Origin of the sequence: Psychrobacter sp. Sarcosine-3u-12 (assembly GCF_002836005.1) — a bacterium.
GTDB classification, from domain to species: domain Bacteria; phylum Pseudomonadota; class Gammaproteobacteria; order Pseudomonadales; family Moraxellaceae; genus Psychrobacter; species Psychrobacter okhotskensis.
In genome coordinates, this window is the sequence record NZ_PJBY01000109.1 from 301,580 (window position 1) to 318,253 (window position 16,674).

Annotated in this window: 14 protein-coding genes; 12 read left to right on the plus strand and 2 right to left on the minus strand. The window is 44.7% G+C overall.

All coding sequences use genetic code 11. The annotated features are described in order from the left end of the window. Nucleotides 1-6: 6 nt before the first annotated feature. A complete protein-coding gene (locus tag CXF65_RS13190; RefSeq protein WP_101212453.1) occupies nucleotides 7-1,113 on the minus strand; it encodes an ArsO family NAD(P)H-dependent flavin-containing monooxygenase in 1,107 nt (368 codons plus the stop codon). A 123-nt stretch (nucleotides 1,114-1,236) separates the two neighbouring features. Further along, the gene (uvrA, locus tag CXF65_RS13195; protein WP_101212455.1) at nucleotides 1,237-4,131 is read right to left on the minus strand and encodes an excinuclease ABC subunit UvrA; all 2,895 of its coding nucleotides are present in this window, start codon (nucleotides 4,129-4,131) and stop codon (nucleotides 1,237-1,239) included. Nucleotides 4,132-4,936: 805 nt separating this feature from the next. Here uvrA and CXF65_RS13200 point away from each other — a divergent pair. From CXF65_RS13200 to gspD, 12 genes are all read left to right on the plus strand, one after another. Beyond that, nucleotides 4,937-6,301, plus strand: coding sequence for an MFS transporter (locus tag CXF65_RS13200; RefSeq protein ID WP_101212457.1), 1,365 nt, complete (start codon nucleotides 4,937-4,939; stop codon nucleotides 6,299-6,301). 150 nt (nucleotides 6,302-6,451) lie between these two features. Further along, on the plus strand, nucleotides 6,452-7,084 hold the full coding sequence (locus CXF65_RS13205; RefSeq protein WP_264754740.1) for a DUF3833 domain-containing protein: 633 nt from the start codon (nucleotides 6,452-6,454) through the stop codon (nucleotides 7,082-7,084). A gap of 242 nt (nucleotides 7,085-7,326) precedes the next feature. After that, the gene (ssb, locus tag CXF65_RS13210; RefSeq protein ID WP_025652640.1) at nucleotides 7,327-7,962 is read left to right on the plus strand and encodes a single-stranded DNA-binding protein; all 636 of its coding nucleotides are present in this window, start codon (nucleotides 7,327-7,329) and stop codon (nucleotides 7,960-7,962) included. 572 nt (nucleotides 7,963-8,534) lie between these two features. Then, the gene (locus CXF65_RS13215; RefSeq protein WP_101212460.1) at nucleotides 8,535-9,224 is read left to right on the plus strand and encodes a hypothetical protein; all 690 of its coding nucleotides are present in this window, start codon (nucleotides 8,535-8,537) and stop codon (nucleotides 9,222-9,224) included. Nucleotides 9,225-9,299: 75 nt separating this feature from the next. Then, nucleotides 9,300-9,818 carry a BLUF domain-containing protein gene (locus CXF65_RS13220; RefSeq protein WP_025650791.1) on the plus strand — a complete coding sequence of 173 codons (519 nt, stop codon included), beginning with the start codon at nucleotides 9,300-9,302 and terminating at the stop codon, nucleotides 9,816-9,818. A 66-nt stretch (nucleotides 9,819-9,884) separates the two neighbouring features. Next, entirely contained in the window at nucleotides 9,885-10,322 is a 438-nt protein-coding gene (locus tag CXF65_RS13225) for a BLUF domain-containing protein (RefSeq protein WP_025650790.1), read from the plus strand. A 356-nt stretch (nucleotides 10,323-10,678) separates the two neighbouring features. Continuing rightward, nucleotides 10,679-11,017 (plus strand): IS630 transposase-related protein, encoded by a 339-nt coding sequence (locus CXF65_RS15140; protein WP_101212462.1) that lies wholly within the window; start codon nucleotides 10,679-10,681, stop codon nucleotides 11,015-11,017. Next, a complete protein-coding gene (locus CXF65_RS15145; protein ID WP_264754742.1) occupies nucleotides 11,004-11,516 on the plus strand; it encodes an IS630 family transposase in 513 nt (170 codons plus the stop codon). Before CXF65_RS15140 ends, CXF65_RS15145 begins: the two co-directional genes overlap by 14 nt. A 269-nt stretch (nucleotides 11,517-11,785) precedes the next feature. Beyond that, on the plus strand, nucleotides 11,786-12,109 hold the full coding sequence (locus tag CXF65_RS13240) for an H-NS family nucleoid-associated regulatory protein (protein ID WP_025650789.1): 324 nt from the start codon (nucleotides 11,786-11,788) through the stop codon (nucleotides 12,107-12,109). A 325-nt stretch (nucleotides 12,110-12,434) separates the two neighbouring features. After that, complete coding sequence (gene gspN, locus CXF65_RS13245) at nucleotides 12,435-13,250, plus strand: type II secretion system protein N (protein ID WP_101212466.1); 816 nt, start codon at nucleotides 12,435-12,437, stop codon at nucleotides 13,248-13,250. Continuing rightward, entirely contained in the window at nucleotides 13,251-14,147 is an 897-nt protein-coding gene (locus CXF65_RS13250; protein ID WP_101212468.1) for a type II secretion system protein N, read from the plus strand. A 155-nt stretch (nucleotides 14,148-14,302) separates the two neighbouring features. Further along, nucleotides 14,303-16,573, plus strand: a complete 2,271-nt coding sequence (gene gspD / locus CXF65_RS13255) for a type II secretion system secretin GspD (protein WP_037025903.1) — start codon at nucleotides 14,303-14,305, stop codon at nucleotides 16,571-16,573. The last annotated feature ends 101 nt before the right edge of the window (nucleotides 16,574-16,674 follow it).

Here is a 16,674-nt window from a genome sequence, read left to right on the forward strand (position 1 = left end):
ACCAACCTACGAATCACCCTTTAAAAACTCAACCAAAGCCGGCATGTTTTCTCGAGCACTGCGCCCAGCACCGATAATAGTCGCTGAAGCAGGGCTGACCCAATCGCCATAGCCAAATAACCATAAGCGAGGCTCTTTTACCGATTGCCCCTGTTCAGTCAATACCTTGCCATCCTCTTCAATCACGCCTAATGGCGCCAAATGCTCAAGTTCAGGATTAAAACCAGTACACCAAATAATGGCATCAACTGATTCCTCTAATCCATTAGACCAGACCACGCCCTGTTCAGTGAAACGCTTAAACATAGGCTGAGTAGTGAGCAGGCCCTTATCTCTGGCTTCTTTAACGGGCGGCATCATCACGATATCGCCTGTAGGTGCGCCCAACTCATCACTGCTATCTTGAGTATCGTCATTGGCATCGTTTTTGACACGCTTTGTGGCTCTTTCAAATAAGACGCGACCATCAACATCATCGGGCAAAAACTGTGGTGGCGTACGTGTGACCCAACTGGCATCCGTCACTTGCACTAATTCTGCAAAGATTTGTGCACCAGAGTTACCACCGCCAACTACTAATACACGTTTATCTTTATAAGCATCGGTACCTGCATAATGAGCGGAGTGGGTTTGTTCACCTTGGAATGATTGCCGTCCTTCAATCTTTGGGATGTAAGGATTGCTCCAAATACCGGTGGCACTGACTACAACACGAGCTAGCCACGTAAACTTGCCGTCGCTGACACATAAGCAGTTATTATCCTCATCTCGCTCTACTCTTTGCACCTCAAAAGGACGATAGATGGGTAGTTTGTAGTGCTTTTCGTAGTTATTAAAATAGCTTAATACATCGTCTAGATAGGGACTGCTATCGTCTTTAGCAGAGGTCATCAGTCTACCGGGTAATGAGCTGACTGTTGCTGGCGAGAACAGGCGTAATGATGGCCAAAAGTTTTGCCAAGCGCCACCGCTCTTGGGTTGCTTGTCTATGATAATAAAGTCGAGGGTTTGTTTTCGGTTGGCACGTTTCAGATAGTAGCCAACCGCTAAGCCGGCTTGACCGCCACCGATGACGATGACGTCGAATATTTTAGTGGCTGGTTTGGATGACATGGTTACCTCATATTTATTATTAGATATCACAATAATCTAACACGAATAAAGCAGCTTTCTAACCCACAAAAAAGGCCCTCCCACAAGGACGGCCTTTTTATAATTTAAACACTCAAACACAATTTACGACGCTCTCTCTAGCATCGGCTTCAAGAACTCACCAGTATATGAGCCTTTGACTTCAGCCACTTCCTCAGGCGTACCTTCAGCGATGATGAGTCCGCCACCTTTACCGCCTTCAGGGCCAAGATCAATCACCCAATCAGCGGTTTTGATGACGTCAAGATTGTGCTCGATGACCACAATAGTATTGCCTTTATCGCGTAGGGTATGCAGGATATGCAGCAGCTTATCGATATCATGGAAATGCAAACCAGTGGTTGGCTCATCCAAGATATAGAGCGTCTGTCCGGTATCACGTTTGGCAAGCTCACGCGCTAATTTAACCCGCTGCGCTTCACCGCCAGATAGCGTTGGCGCAGACTGACCGAGGCGAATATAGCTGAGACCAACATCCATCAGTGCTTGCAGGCGACGATAAATCGCTGGAATGGCTGAGAAGAACTCAGTCGCATCTTCAACAGTCATATCGAGCACGTCCGCGATGGTTTTACCTTTATAGTGAATCTCTAAAGTCTCACGATTATAGCGTTTGCCTTCACAAGTGTCACATGGCACATACATGTCAGGTAAGAAATGCATCTCAACTTTGATCAGACCATCACCCTGACACATCTCACAGCGTCCGCCTTTCACGTTGAAGCTAAATCGACCGGCTTTGTAACCACGAGCGCGCGCTTCTTGCGTTTGTGCAAACATCTCGCGCACTGGCGTAAAGACACCGGTATACGTCGCTGGGTTTGAGCGCGGCGTACGACCAATCGGGCTTTGGTCGATATCGACCATTTTATCCAAATGCTCAAGACCAGTGATGCTGTCATGCTTATCGGCGATGAGCGTTGAAGCGTTATTTAACTGCGTTGCGGCCAATGGCATAAGCGTACGATTAATCAAAGTTGATTTACCAGAACCTGACACCCCAGTGATACAAGTCATAATTCCGATTGGCAGGGTTAAATCAACATTGTGTAAGTTGTTGCCGGATGCGCCTTTTAGCTCGATGGTCATCGGGACTTGCTTGGGTTTGGCTTTACCCTTTACTTCCATATCGATGGTTTTGGCTTTATGGCGAATGCTTGGAATCTCAATTCTTTTCTTACCAGACATATATTGTCCAGTCAGCGATTCTTTATTGGCCATGATGTCATCGACCGTACCTTGAGCGATGATATGACCGCCATGTACGCCTGCACCAACACCGATATCGATGACGTGATCTGCTTGACGAATGGCGTCTTCATCGTGCTCCACGACCAGTACGGTATTGCCTAAATCACGTAAGCGCGTGAGGGTTTTTAGCAAGCGATCATTGTCACGCTGATGCAGACCGATTGATGGTTCATCAAGGACATACATCACGCCCATCAGACCCGCGCCAATTTGGCTGGCAAGACGAATACGTTGCGCTTCACCGCCTGATAAGGTTTCGGCAGAGCGGGCGAGTGATAGATAATCAAGACCGACACTGACAAGGAAGTTTAAGCGCTCGTTAATCTCTTTAAAGATTTTTTCCGCGACTTCGCCTTTATGACCGCCAATCTTTAGCGTTTTATAATAGTCAGCAGCATCACCGATAGACAGCTTAACGATTTGGGCGATGGTTTGATCATCAACGCGGACATTGCGTGATATCTCATTTAGTCGAGCACCATCACAGACGTTACAAGTGGTATCAGCTAAGTATTTCGCCAACTCGTCACGGACAAGATTGCTTTGGGTTTTAGCATAACGACGTTCTAAATAAGGTAACACACCTTCAAATGGTACGGTCTTGTTAGTTTTACGACCGCGCTCATCGGTAAAGTTAAAAGTTAACTTTTCTTTGCCAGAGCCCTGCATGATGAGATCTTGCTGCGCTTTTGGCAGGTCTTGCCACGGTGCATCCATATCAATTTTGAAATGATTGCAGACGGTAGAGAGCAGGCCAAAGTAATAGGCGTGGCGCTTATCCCAACCGTTAATCGCCCCTTGATTGAGGGATTTTTCATGATGAGTAATCAGCTTCTCGGCTGAGAAATACTGACGTTTACCGAGACCATCACAGCTTGGGCAAGCGCCATACGGATTGTTAAAACTGAACATGCGCGGCTCAAGCTCAGACACGGCGCGATCACAAACAGGGCAAGAATGCTTGGCTGACATGACTTGGTTTTCATCGCCGCCTTCTTTTGGATTGCCATCCATAAAGTGTAGAGTGACCAGCCCTTGACCTAAACGCAGGGCAGTCTCCAAACTTTCAGCGACACGGTTACCCAAGTCATCACGGACTTTAAAGCGGTCAACCACGACTTCAATCGTATGCTTTTTCTTTTTATCGAGCGTTGGTAGCTCGTCGGTATCGTAAACATCGCCATCGACGCGTACGCGCACAAAGCCTTGCCCAATCAATTGCTCAAGCAAAACGGTATGCTCGCCTTTACGTTCACGAATGACTGGCGCCAGTATCATCAGTTTGGTGTCGTCCGGCAACGCCATGACCTGATCGACCATTTCAGTGACCGACTGCGCAACCATTGGCTCGCCATGCTCAGGGCAAAACGGTGTGCCAATGCGCGCATAGAGCAGACGCAAATAGTCATAAATCTCGGTAATCGTCCCAACCGTTGAGCGCGGGTTATGGTTGGTCGATTTTTGCTCGATAGCAATCGCTGGCGATAAGCCCTCGATACTATCGACATCTGGTTTTTCCATTTGCGAGAGGAACTGACGTGCATAAGCGGAAAGACTTTCAACATAACGGCGTTGCCCTTCGGCATAAAGCGTATCAAACGCCAATGAAGATTTACCAGAACCTGATAAACCGGTAATTACCACAAATTTATCGCGTGGAATGTCTAAATCGATATTTTTTAGATTGTGGGTACGTGCGCCGCGTATTGCAATATGGTCATGTGCCATCGGTGATAGGTTTCCTATTTGCTAAAATGGTATTCGAAATGAGTATATATAATGTTAAGAAAGACTGGTTATGTCACTGGCTAGATCATGGTTTTAAATGGGTTGTTGCTTTTGTACAATGAGCGTTTCTACAGAAATTCTGATTTTTATTAATATCTGATTTTTATCGGTCAATGTTGGTTGTTATTGCAATTTATTATTAGTAAACCTTGAAGGGTGCTTTCAAACCGTTGCTAGTCATTCAACTGGTATTTAACAGCTAGTGGTATTTAACAGCCAAATGGATGAATTACAAGTAATAGACTAGCCTGATAATAGTGAATTTATTGGCCAAATGACATGTTTCGATTGTCGTTGTTTTATATAAATAGTGGTCGCTATACAATGATTCTATCAGGCGAGAATGTCAGCGACGTTTTACTTTATTGTCATGATAGGCGCATTATTCAAGGTGCGATGACGCATCAGATGCACTTGGTAACAAAATTGTCGAGTAAAATGAATGAAGTGATCTCATATAAGCAGCATAGCGAGGCAAGCCGCATAAACCTCTAACTAAAAAGACATGGACAAAAACTGGTAGGAAGGTAAAAGTCTCGGCAACCAAACGGTGAATGTTTTATACTGTGGGGCTTGCATTATAGGTTGGGCGAAGCAGAGCGTACTTTTTTAAGGCACATTTGCCATAGAGTAAATGGCTCTTGATATCTTTTGAGACGCACACTTGACCTATAAGGATAGTGGCGCTATCTATTATAATAATGGCTAGCGCCCAGTTGTGACGTGATAAACCAGTGAGGCAAGTATGAATAGCGTAGAAAAACGGGCAATCCTCGGGGTCGGTGGCATTTTTGCCTTGCGCATGATTGGTCTGTTTATGATTGTGCCCGTCTTTTCTGTGTATGGTGATAATTATGCGCATGCGACGCCATTCTTGATCGGTTTGGCGGTCGGTATTTATGGGCTAGGGCAAGCTATCTTTCAGATACCGATGAGCCTTGCTGCGGATAAGTTTCCGCGTAAGCCAATTATCTTTTTGGGTCTGGTGCTATTTGCGCTCGGTGGTATCATTGCGGCAAATGCCACAGATATTTACGAAGTCATTATCGGGCGGGCGCTGGCAGGTAGTGGCGCGGTCTCTGCGGTATTGATGGCATTACTCGCTGATGTGACGCGAGAAGAGATGCGTACCAAAGCGATGGCGACGATGGGCTTGACCATTGCGACCTCTATCATGTTGGCTTTTGCTTTCGGCCCTCTATTGGTCGGCTCGCTTGGTATTTCCGGGCTGTTTTGGCTCACGGCAGGCTTTGCGGTGCTAGCGATGCTGCTGCTTTTCTTTGTACCGACACCGCTACGGGTGCTTAAGCATAATCTTGATAATAAATCGATTGGGCAGCAGTTAGCGACGGTGCTCAAAATTGGCGATCTAAATCGCTTGCATATCGGCATTTTTGCCCTGCATCTAACGATGACGGCGATATTTGTTATTTTGCCACATCAGCTGAGTGAGGTGATGGGTTTATCGGTACGCCAGCAGGGTTTGGTCTATTTGCCATTGCTATTTATTGGCTTTGCCGTTGCGATTCCATTCATTATCATCGCTGAAAAGAAACGCAAAATGCGTCAAGTATTCTTGGCGGCGATTGGCTTGATGACCGCAGCCCTCGCGATACTGGCATTAGGCAGTCAGGTCGGCATCGGTATCATTTTAGGATTGTTGCTTTATTTTATGGGCTTTAACTTGCTCGAGGCAACGATTCCGTCGTGGATATCGAAACGTGCGCCAGTGGCTAATAAAGCAACCGCGATGGGACTCAATTCTTCTAGCCAGTTCTTTGGCGCTTTCGTCGGTGGGGCGATGGGTGGTCTATTATTGAGCCAGCCTAATCTGTTAGCATGGGGTATCCTTGCAGCAGTGATGGCAGTGGCGTTGATACTTATTATTCCCATCGCTGATCCGCCGTATTTATCAAGTACCACGGTGACTATTCCCAAGAATATTAATATCCAAGATTGGTCACGGCAAATGTTGGCAGTAGATGGCGTGGATGAACTGGTCGTCATGGCAAAAGAGCAAGTGGCGTATTTAAAACTAGATAAAACCCAGCTCACAGATTTGTCGAGACAAGAGCTGTCACATTTGGCACAAAGCCCGCTCGATATTTAACAGATCGCTTGTCGTTAGCCTCAAAACTTAATAGATCGCTGTTGTTTTGATACGCATTCTTTAAATATACATTGTTTAAATGAAAACGGCTTAAATCATCAGGGTGTTTGCCTAAAGTCGAATTCTGATCTCTGTTTAAAAGGAATTAATATGAGCAAATTTAATACGCTATCTAGTCAGGTGGTCGGCATCAATGCGAAGACCGCCACGCCGTCAGCCATTGTTCATCGCTCGATGGCTAAGATTGCGATTGGTATGGGTCTAGCTGTCACGCTATTGACGACAGGCTGCGCCACTCAAAATATTCAGGCGTATCAAAACACCACACCAACGCTCGATATGCATGAGTTTTTCTCCGGTCAAATCGATGGCTGGGGCATGTTTCAGGGTCGTAATGGCGAGGTCAAAAAACGCTTTTATGTCGATATTGATGCCACTCACGAAGGCGAAAATGTTATTGTTTTGGATGAGAAGTTCTCATGGGCAGATGGCACAAAGTCGCAGCGCATATGGCGATTGACCAAGCAAGCTGATGGTAGCTGGAGAGGCACGGCAGGCGATGTCATCGGTGCAGCAAAAGGTGAGGTCGCGGGTAATACACTGCATTGGCAGTATCTATTAGAGTTGCCCGTCGACGACAAAACTTATAAAGTGAATTTCGATGATTGGATGTATTTAGTCAATAAAGATGTCATGCTCAATCGCTCGGTCATGAAAAAATTTGGTGTGGAGCTGGGTAGTGTCACTCTTAGTATGCATCGCAATAACAATGATTCTAAATAGTTAAATAACGGTTCGCAAAGGGGGGTTATTTACCGAGAAGGATATTTTATTGCTATAAGTCAGCCAGATTTTAGCTTATAAATTATTCACGACAGGTGTTGTCGTATCTTGCCCACAGACTGCTAGATATTTTAAAAGAAAATAGTTAAAGTAAAACCATATTACTGATAGAATTAATTGTTTATATGAAAAACTCGATTAAAGCTCGTAATTAAATTATTCATAAGTAAAAGGACGGAACTATGCGCGGAGTTAATAAAGTTATCATCATTGGTAACCTTGGAGCAGACCCTGAGGCACGTCAATTTAGTAATGGCGGTAGCGTGACCAATATTTCGGTTGCGACCTCAGAACAATGGACAGACAAGCAAAGTGGTGAAAAGAAAGAGGCCACCGAATGGCATCGTATTTCACTCTTTAATCGTTTAGGCGAAATCGCTGCGCAGTATCTACGTAAAGGCAGCAAAGTCTATATCGAAGGCAGCTTGCGTACGCGTAAATATCAAGATCCCAATGGTCAAGATCGTTATATTACTGAGATTCGTGCTGAGCAAATGCAAATGCTAGATGGTGCCACGGGTGGTCAAGACAATGGCGGCTTCAGTAATAATAACCAAGGTGGTCAAAATCAAGGCGGCTATGGCAACCAAGGCGGTCAGAATAATTTTGGTCAGCAAGCAAACAACCAGTCAGCACAGCAAGGTGGTTACAACCAAGCGGGCGCGGCAGCTTCGCAAGGCGGTAATCAGAATAGTTTTAATAACAACCAAAATACGCCTGCTCAGTCGAATCAGTTCAATAATCCAGCGCAAACACCTGCTCAATCAAAACCGACAGCAATGCCAGATGGCCCAGTTGATGATGATATCCCATTTTAGGATTTACCTAAGAATTATTAGTCAGTAATATATTTTAAAACCTCGCTATTAGCGGGGTTTTTTTATGGGAAAAATAAAATAATAAAAAAATGGCACAAGCCATTGTTTAAGTTATTTAATGATGGCTTTGTCGCTATTGTGATCGTTATATAGAGACAGAATATGAATGTTAAATACCGCAGAAATATAAAGACCTAATTTTTGTTTGCAAGATATATTCTTTTTATTTCTTATAATTGCAACATCAGCAACGCATAAAAATAGAGTTGTACACTATTATTCTGATGAATTTTTATATGAAATTTATTCAAATGACCATTTATATCTTATATCAACCGTTCGTTCTATTGAATTTCACTAATGCTAACGCTTTATTAAATGTGTTGATATAATCAAAAACATGAATAATCCAGTAAAGATTAATATTTAGATACTTTAAAAAAATAAATAGTTTGTAAGAAATATTCAAAAGCTCAAGGTAGGGCAGATTTATAGCCCAAAGTATCAAGTCTTATTTAGGTGGCACTGTATTATTATCGTGTTTGCTTAAGTATCAGCGTTAGGTTTATCAGATGAATAGTAGTGATGTGTTTCGAAAAAGTGATTTGGGTCGAGAAGAAATTAAGACGCAAAGTTTGGGCGTGTTGCCGCGAGAAGCGAGAACATTGCTGATCATGATTGATGGCAAAAAAACCTATCAACATTATTTAGATTCGCTTGATAACAGTAAGATGTTCGCTGAGTTTGGTGGGATAGCACCGTTGTTTGAGCTGCTGCAAGAATTCCAGTGTATCGAGCTGATAGTAGGGGATAACGCCAGCGCTTCTAGCCAATCTTATGCGCCGCCTCAATCCGCTGAGCCACAAGTAGCGGCATCGCCACCTACGATGCCGCCGATAGCACCGCCCCCAACGCTGGCTAATGAAGACAACAAAGCATTGCAGCCTGAACCAATGCCATCGCAGAGTGATAATGCCGCTGAGTTTGACGCGACCTTTAATGATAAGTCAGACAAAACCGTACCGTTTGCTAGCTACTTTAAGCGCAAAGCCGCTGATGTGGATTTTGAGACCTTAAAGTCGGAACTAGCGACTTATATCGAAAAAAATGCACCGCCTGAGGATGCGTGGGGTTACCTGCTAAATCTGGAACAGTGTACCGATGCCTCGCAATTATTGGCTCTCACACAAAAGATTCAGCGCTCTACCAGTGGCAGCCTATCACGCGGTGTGGGCGAGTTTGCCAAAAAAATTAAATCTTAAATTTACCCCCTTTATCGCAGCGCTGCATTTGGCTGTCGCCTGTAAAAAAGTACCAATAACTTATCGGAGTGCCTTATGGAAGTCGCTGAGCTGTCAGAAAAAAACACGTTAAACATGTTGCATGGTGAGCATATTATCTTGCGTTTGACTTATATTAGTCGTTATAACAACGACAACCCTAATGGGGAAGTCACGCGTATCCTAGCGCAGGCGCAGCAGAATAATGAGCGTAATGGCATTACGGGCGCATTGGTATTCAATCACAATTACTTTCTTCAAAGCATTGAAGGGGCAAGACCTGTCATCAACGAGCTACTACGCAAGCTTGTAAAAGACGAGCGACATGCTGTCTTACAGATTATCGAATGCCGCGAAGTCGAGCAGCGTCGCTGGAATAAATGGTCAATGAAATATCTTATACCAAGTGATGAGAATAAAGGGCTGGCGCTTAAGTTTTCGACGGGCACTCAATTTAATCCCTACCTTATGAGTACCAACCAAATCATGATGTTGATTGATACCTTGTCAGAGCTCCAAGAGCAAGAAGAAATAGACGCTTCTGCTAAAAAGAAATCATGGTTTGCTATTGGCTAACTGACGTTTATAAAAGCGCTAATATAAAAGTGCTACGTCCCCATTACACCGCCTAAGAGAACAGATATGACCTCACCAAATTCAGATGCACACATCTTAATGAGCATGACCTACGCCAGCCGTGCAAACCCAGACGTATCGGCGAAAGACTTTAATGAGATTTTGCAGCAAGCTCAAGCGAATAACGCTGCCAATGGCATCACGGGGATGCTGACATTTAATAAAGACTATTTTTTACAAACGGTTGAAGGGCCGAGAGCACAGATCAATCGTTTATTATATGGTCTTATTGCCGATCAGCGTCATCACGATTTACAGGTCATTGAAACACGCGAGCTGAAGCATCGAGAATGGGCTAAGTGGTCAATGAACTATGCCTCTCCAACCGAAGCCAATGCCGCAATTTATCTAAAATACTCTACGACGATTGATTTCAATCCGTACTTATTAAGTGCCGAATCCGCTCGTGATTTGATGAGTGAGCTTAGCGCAGGACGCACCTAGGCAGTTTTGGTATTTTCTCGTTAACATCAAAATAATGAGCAGTATGAAATGATAAACATTCAAGGGTTAATTTTATATATAGTCATTCCACTATAAAAGTATTACTGCGTTAACCTCGTTTGAAGTATTAAATATACATCTACACTCGGTTGCCTTGTACTACTTTTAAATTGAATCAACTATAGCCTCCAAGAGGTTTTTATTTATTAGTGTTGTCAGGGTACTGTTTACGAGATTTTTCTTTAGCAGGTTTTGGCACACAATAGGATTATTATCGATCTTCTGTCTAATGCTATAGTACAAACCCAATAAAACCGATACAATACATAAAAACAAATCAATTATTCAAATAAACTATGACCTATTCAACAGACTATCGAAAACAGGTACTGTCTAGCATCGATAACGGTATGACCGTTAGAGAAGCTGCTGCTTTTTATCAGCTTAGCACCAGTACTATACACAGTTGGAGACAAACTTTAGAGCCTAAGACTGGTAGGAGCAAAGCGCCGACTAAAATACCTGATGACGCTTTATTGAACGATGTTAAAGAGCATCCTGATGCCTATCATTATGAACGTGCCCGTCGGTTGAACTGTAGTACAACAGGCATTCAAAATGCCTTAAAGCGCTTGCGTATTAGCAAAAAAAAAGACACTGGAACACCCCAAAGCCTGCAAGATAAAGAGAGCTAGCTACCTAAACAAACTTAACCACTACATTGCTCAAGGCTTTGCTATTGTCTACATGGATGAGAGCGGCTTCGAGTCTGAAACTATAAGACCATATGGCTATGCACCCATTGGAACTCCCTGCATTGACAGCTACAATTGGCAAGGCAAAAAACGAACTAACGTCATTGGTGCCTTGTATAAAAAAGTGCTATTCGCACTTGATTACTTTGAGAAAAATATTAACGGGAATATATTTTATGACTGGTGCAAAGACACACTCATTCCAAGCCTTAAAACCAAGTGCGTGATCGTGATGGACAACGCAAGCTTTCACAAACGAGTTCAAAGATTGCTTAATAGGCACGGTCATCGCCTGTTATTTCTACCGCCATACAGTCCTGATCTAAATCCCATTGAGAAGAAATGGGCACAGGCAAAGTTCTTGCGTCAAGGTTGGATGGAGAATGATTTAAATAAACTCTTTCATGATATGGGCTGTATCGATTTTATGTTGAACTGACTATATAGAAGATACATCATTGACTTAAGTTTGTTATTAATTATTTCTTATTATAGAGACGATTAATTTACTATTGTTATAACTACTGTTTTTGTTTATATTGTCTGTACTCATTAATGCCACGGCTAATACTGTTTTAATAAGTAAGAAACGGAATTGACTATTGAGTTTCGTATCATTACTTATTTATAAATTAGCAATCTTTAGTGCTTAGTAGATAAAATTATATTTATTAAGTTTATATCCCTTATCTTAAAGTTGAGTTTATTATGAATAAGAATACCACCATTGATTTAGACAGCTTAAACGTAGATGAGCTACGTGCCATCACCGAAAATGCCCAGCAGCTGATTGCCAAAAAGCAACATCAGCGTTTATATGATGCTTATATGCAGTTTGAAAAAATCGCTGAAGAGAGTAATAGCACTATCGAAGAGATTTTAAAAGCTGGTGAGACGTTAGAGAAAAAACGTAGCATCAAATATCGCAACACCGATAATAATGAAGAGACTTGGACGGGCCGTGGTCGTAAGCCGACGTGGTTGGTTGACGCGCTAGCAGCAGGTCGTAAGCTTGAAGATTTTGCTATTTAGCCATTTTAAGACCACTAAATGTATCCATGTGCTAATTGATGACACGCATTAGGTGCAAGAAAGGCAAGTAACAGTGCTACCAGTAGACTGAACGAGCCTGATGACATACCTGATTTTTAGTGGATTTAACTATATAGCAATATGTCTTCTACGCTGTTTTTATGGCGTCGTTATAGCGATTGAGCTAACAGCACATCAGTAGACAGAAGCCAGTATCTTTGTTGCCAGTAATTTGGTAAAAAGATACTGGCTTTTTTTCTGTCATCTGTATGCTATTGTTTGTTATGATAATGACGTTTTTACCTTATATAAGAGTTATGTAACCGTGGCCCAAGTCTCTGCGTCGTCTCATAAGCGTCCCCGTAAGTTGTGGTGGCTATTTGGGTTTATATTATTTGCGCTATTTGCATTATTGCAAATGCCTGCGTCGTGGCTACTTGAAAAATATGCACCCAATAGCCCTTATGTGCAGCACGTGTCGGGCAACTTATGGCAAGGCTCAGCGATTTGGCAATTGCCGTTGTCAGCGACGCCGTTGACTGGTGCGGTGAATTGGTCGTGGCAGCCTTGGCAACTATTCTTGGGTAAGTTGAGTGCGGACGTCGATATCACGACAGAGCAGACCAGATTGAACGGTCAAATAAAACTGGGTACCAGCTCATGGCAGATTGATGATATGAGCGGTAAGATTGCAGCGGAAACCTTGACCAGTGTGGTCGATTGGCAGCTGCCCAAGACGCCGATTCAAGTCAATGCGGTGTCTCTAAAACGCCAGACTGGCTCGGATAATGACTCCAATAAAAAGTCCTATGGTTTCAGTGAGGCGGATGGTCAGTTGACGTGGGTCGGTGGTGAAGTGGGCTATCCTAGTGGCGGTAAGGTTTTTTATATCACCATGCCAGCGATGCGTGCCGAGCTGAGTACGGAACAAAAAAATGATAAAAACCTGCTGCACGTTAATTTGTTGAACAATCAAGATAAGCGTTTAGGGGATCTGTATGTCGATGGCGATAATATGCTAGACGTCAGCTTGACCCAGCGTTTGTTGGAGAATATGCCTGAGTATAAAGGACAAGCTCCGCAAGATACCCCTGTCGTCAGTGTGCGCCAGCCCTTGTTAGCTGGTTTGGGGACGCGCTAAATGTCTACTGTTACCGCTAATTTAAAACCTATTATTAATATTCTGAATCGCTGCGCTGGTTGGCTGTTATTATTGGCGATTGCTTGGCTGTGCTGGACGGCGGCACGGCTATTGTGGTTGTTGCTAGCTGCGCCTTTGGCACCAGCATTGCCGCTTGCTCCTTTACAAAGCGCGAATACATCCGGCGATGATTACAGTGGTTTGTTTGCTATTTTTGCCGATCCCGCTCCTATCGCGGCGGCGGTACAGCCACCCCCTAATATTGGCTTGAAAGGGGTTCTGCTCGCGATACCAGAGAGCATGTCGTCAGCCCTGTTAGATGTCAATGGTGAGGTCAAAAACTATCGCATTGGTGACAGTCTAAAGGACAGTGACTATACTCTGATCGCCGTCGATTGGAATGCCGTCATCATTGCTGATGCCAGTGATCAGCAAACCGTCATTAGAATGGTAGAGTCCATGCCACTCGACCAAAGCGATATGCTAGCAGGCGCCGTCAGCAATCAGCGTTTGCCAAACACTAATGCCTTGCCGAGCGCCTCAATCTCAGCACCAGATAATACTGAATCCACAGCAGAGACGACTCCTGAGAGTAGCCCGCAATCCGCTATTGATGAAGCCATCACGGCACTACAAGAAAACCCAGCCAGTTATCTGAGCAGGATGGGCGTTATGGCCTCAGGCGAAAACTATCAGGTGACAGCGGCGATGCCCTCAAAACTACGCAACCGCCTAGGACTGGAGCCGGGTGATCAGGTGCTGACGGTCAATGGTCAAAGTGTGGGTAATAACCCGAGCCAAGATGCTGGTATCCTACAACAAGTCCAGCAAGCGGGCGAAGCACAAATAGAGGTAAAGCGCGGCGATCAAGTGATTACGATTCGCCAGCAATTTTAGACAAATGATTTTAAGTAAACCGTTCGTCATTAAAACGGCTTTAAGTAATTAATAACTATCTGGTTGGGGCTATGCTAGCAACGCACCAGCCGACAATACTCAGTCATACTAAATTCAGTACATACTAAGCGACATCACTGTAGGTAATTATCAATATGGTAAGTTCTCATAAATTTTCAGTTACGCCTTTGCACTATACCTTACAGCGCTTGATGTGCCTATGTCGTCCTCTTTGCTTAGCCGTGCCGCTATGGGCAGCCAGTACAGGTCTCGTTAATGCTGAGAGCTGGAAAGTCAACTTACAAGATGCCGATATCAAAGCCTTTATTAATGAAGTGGCGACCATCACCGATCAAAACTTTGTGCTTGATCCACGTATCAATGGCAATGTGACGGTCATCTCCAATAAAGCCTTATCCCGTGATGAGATTTATCAGCTGTTTTTGAGCGTGATGCAAGTCAATGGTATCGCCGCGATTGATTCTGGAACGACGGTTAAACTGGTACCGGATAATGTCGCCAAGCAGTCTGGAGTCGCCGTCGATTTACGTGGTGATAGCGTCGGTGAAGCACTGGCAACGCGCGTCATTTATTTAACCAATACTCAAGCGGCAGAGGTTCTGGGAGTCATACGACCGCTCATGCCGCAGTCGGCTCATGCTGCTGCTGTACCGGGTGTTAATGCCTTGGTATTGTCGGATCGAGCGGATAGCTTAAACCAATTAACCGCGCTCATCCGTGATTTGGACAGCAACGTCAATGACAGCTTGCAAGTCATACCGCTACGCCATGTCGATGCAGAGCGTATGATGGAGTTGATCAGTGCTTTGGTGGCGAGTGCCGGTAGTGGGCAAGCACAAGGCGGCAATAATCAGCTCAAAGTCATTGCTGATACGTCCAGTGATCGGCTGCTGGTCAAAGGCAGTCCTGAGATGATTGCCAAAGTCCAAGAAATGGTCAGTCAGCTGGATACCACGCCTACCAGACGTCTGAGTGGTTTGCGCGTTTTTCGATTAAAGTATGCCAGCGCTGGTCATATTGCAGATATGCTGCGTGGCTTACTGGCCAATCAATCCATCAATAGCGCTGGCGCGACCTCAACGTTAGAGTCGGCATCTTTGAATGATGCAAGTAGCACCGGCTCATCATTAAATAATAGCGCCAATGATATTCTTGGCAACAGCAGCATTGGTAATAATGCAGCAGCCTCTACCTCGAGTGCTAGCACTGGTGGCACGAGTACAGGTGGTACTGGGGTTGGTGGTCGACCTTTCAGTATCATCGCTGACGAAACCCAAAATGCGGTCATCGTGAATGCAGCGCCCGAGCTGATGTTTGAGATAGAAGATGCCGTCAATCAGCTAGACAGTCGCCGCGCGCAGGTGCTCATTCAAGCTGCTATCGTCGAAGTATCGGGCGATGATGCCACCCAACTGGGGGTGCAGTGGGCACTCGGTAACGCCAACAGTGGCTACGGGGTTGTCAACTTTAATAACGTTGGTGCTAGTGCAGCGTCGCTTGCGGCAGCTGCTTTGTCAGGGGGCGGTGCTGCTAGTATTAGCGCGGCGGCAGGCTCAATTGCTGGTGCGTTGATTGGAATTGGCGATAGCAGTAAGGACAGTCAAGGCAATACCCAGTTTTATGGCGCTATCTTGCAAGCGCTTGATTCGTCTACCAGTGCTAATCTGCTGTCTATGCCATCGATTTTGACACTAGACAATGAAAAAGCCAGTATTTTAGTCGGTCAAAACGTGCCCTTTGTTACCGGCTCTTACACCACCAGTGGCAACTCCTCAACCAATCCATTTCAGACTATCGACCGCCAAGATATTGGTATTAATCTGAACGTCATTCCACACATTGGTGACAATGGCACGGTGCGTTTAGAGGTGTCGCAGGAAGTGTCTTCAGTCGTGCCCGGTAGCACGGGAAATGCCAGTGGTTTGATTACCAATAAGAGCCTTATTAATACCACTATTTTAGCAGACGACCAACAGACCATCGCTCTGGGCGGTTTGATGCGGGATAACACCACCACACGTCAACAAAAAGTGCCGGGCTTGGGCAATGTGCCGGTTATCGGTCGCCTGTTTCGCTCGGACAATGACAACACGCAAAAAAGCAACTTAATCATCTTCCTACAGCCGACTATTCTACGCGATGGCGGTGCAGTGGCGAGTGTGACCGAGCGTAAATATAACCAAATGCGCGTCTTACAGCTGGTCATCGACAAGAATGGAACGATTAAGCAATTGCCATTGAGTGGTACGGAAGGCTGGAATGGGGATGTCAGTGCAGATTACGAGCTGATGCCACTGAATCCGCTCGTACCTAAGCGCGATCAAACGCCAAAAGCTACCTCGCAAGGATTTACTAAAGTAGAGAGTCCTAACAGCGGTATCACGACTTATCCTCTCAAGCGTTAAACGCTAACTCACGCATATTATCCTTTGGTACGGTGTCATCAAAAACATGACACCGTACATTAGCTTGCGTATTCATAACACAGATAAACACAGCCATTGCT

What these genes read in the sequence shown, in the direction of transcription:
- CXF65_RS13190 (WP_101212453.1), bottom strand. Translation starts at nt 1,113, where the DNA reads ATGTCATCCAAACCAGCCACTAAAATATTCGACGTCATCGTCATCGGT.
- uvrA (WP_101212455.1), bottom strand. Translation starts at nt 4,131, where the DNA reads ATGGCACATGACCATATTGCAATACGCGGCGCACGTACCCACAATCTA.
- CXF65_RS13200 (WP_101212457.1), top strand. Translation starts at nt 4,937, where the DNA reads ATGAATAGCGTAGAAAAACGGGCAATCCTCGGGGTCGGTGGCATTTTT.
- CXF65_RS13205 (WP_264754740.1), top strand. Translation starts at nt 6,452, where the DNA reads ATGAGCAAATTTAATACGCTATCTAGTCAGGTGGTCGGCATCAATGCG.
- ssb (WP_025652640.1), top strand. Translation starts at nt 7,327, where the DNA reads ATGCGCGGAGTTAATAAAGTTATCATCATTGGTAACCTTGGAGCAGAC.
- CXF65_RS13215 (WP_101212460.1), top strand. Translation starts at nt 8,535, where the DNA reads ATGAATAGTAGTGATGTGTTTCGAAAAAGTGATTTGGGTCGAGAAGAA.
- CXF65_RS13220 (WP_025650791.1), top strand. Translation starts at nt 9,300, where the DNA reads ATGGAAGTCGCTGAGCTGTCAGAAAAAAACACGTTAAACATGTTGCAT.
- CXF65_RS13225 (WP_025650790.1), top strand. Translation starts at nt 9,885, where the DNA reads ATGACCTCACCAAATTCAGATGCACACATCTTAATGAGCATGACCTAC.
- CXF65_RS15140 (WP_101212462.1), top strand. Translation starts at nt 10,679, where the DNA reads ATGACCTATTCAACAGACTATCGAAAACAGGTACTGTCTAGCATCGAT.
- CXF65_RS13240 (WP_025650789.1), top strand. Translation starts at nt 11,786, where the DNA reads ATGAATAAGAATACCACCATTGATTTAGACAGCTTAAACGTAGATGAG.
- CXF65_RS13250 (WP_101212468.1), top strand. Translation starts at nt 13,251, where the DNA reads ATGTCTACTGTTACCGCTAATTTAAAACCTATTATTAATATTCTGAAT.
- gspD (WP_037025903.1), top strand. Translation starts at nt 14,303, where the DNA reads ATGGTAAGTTCTCATAAATTTTCAGTTACGCCTTTGCACTATACCTTA.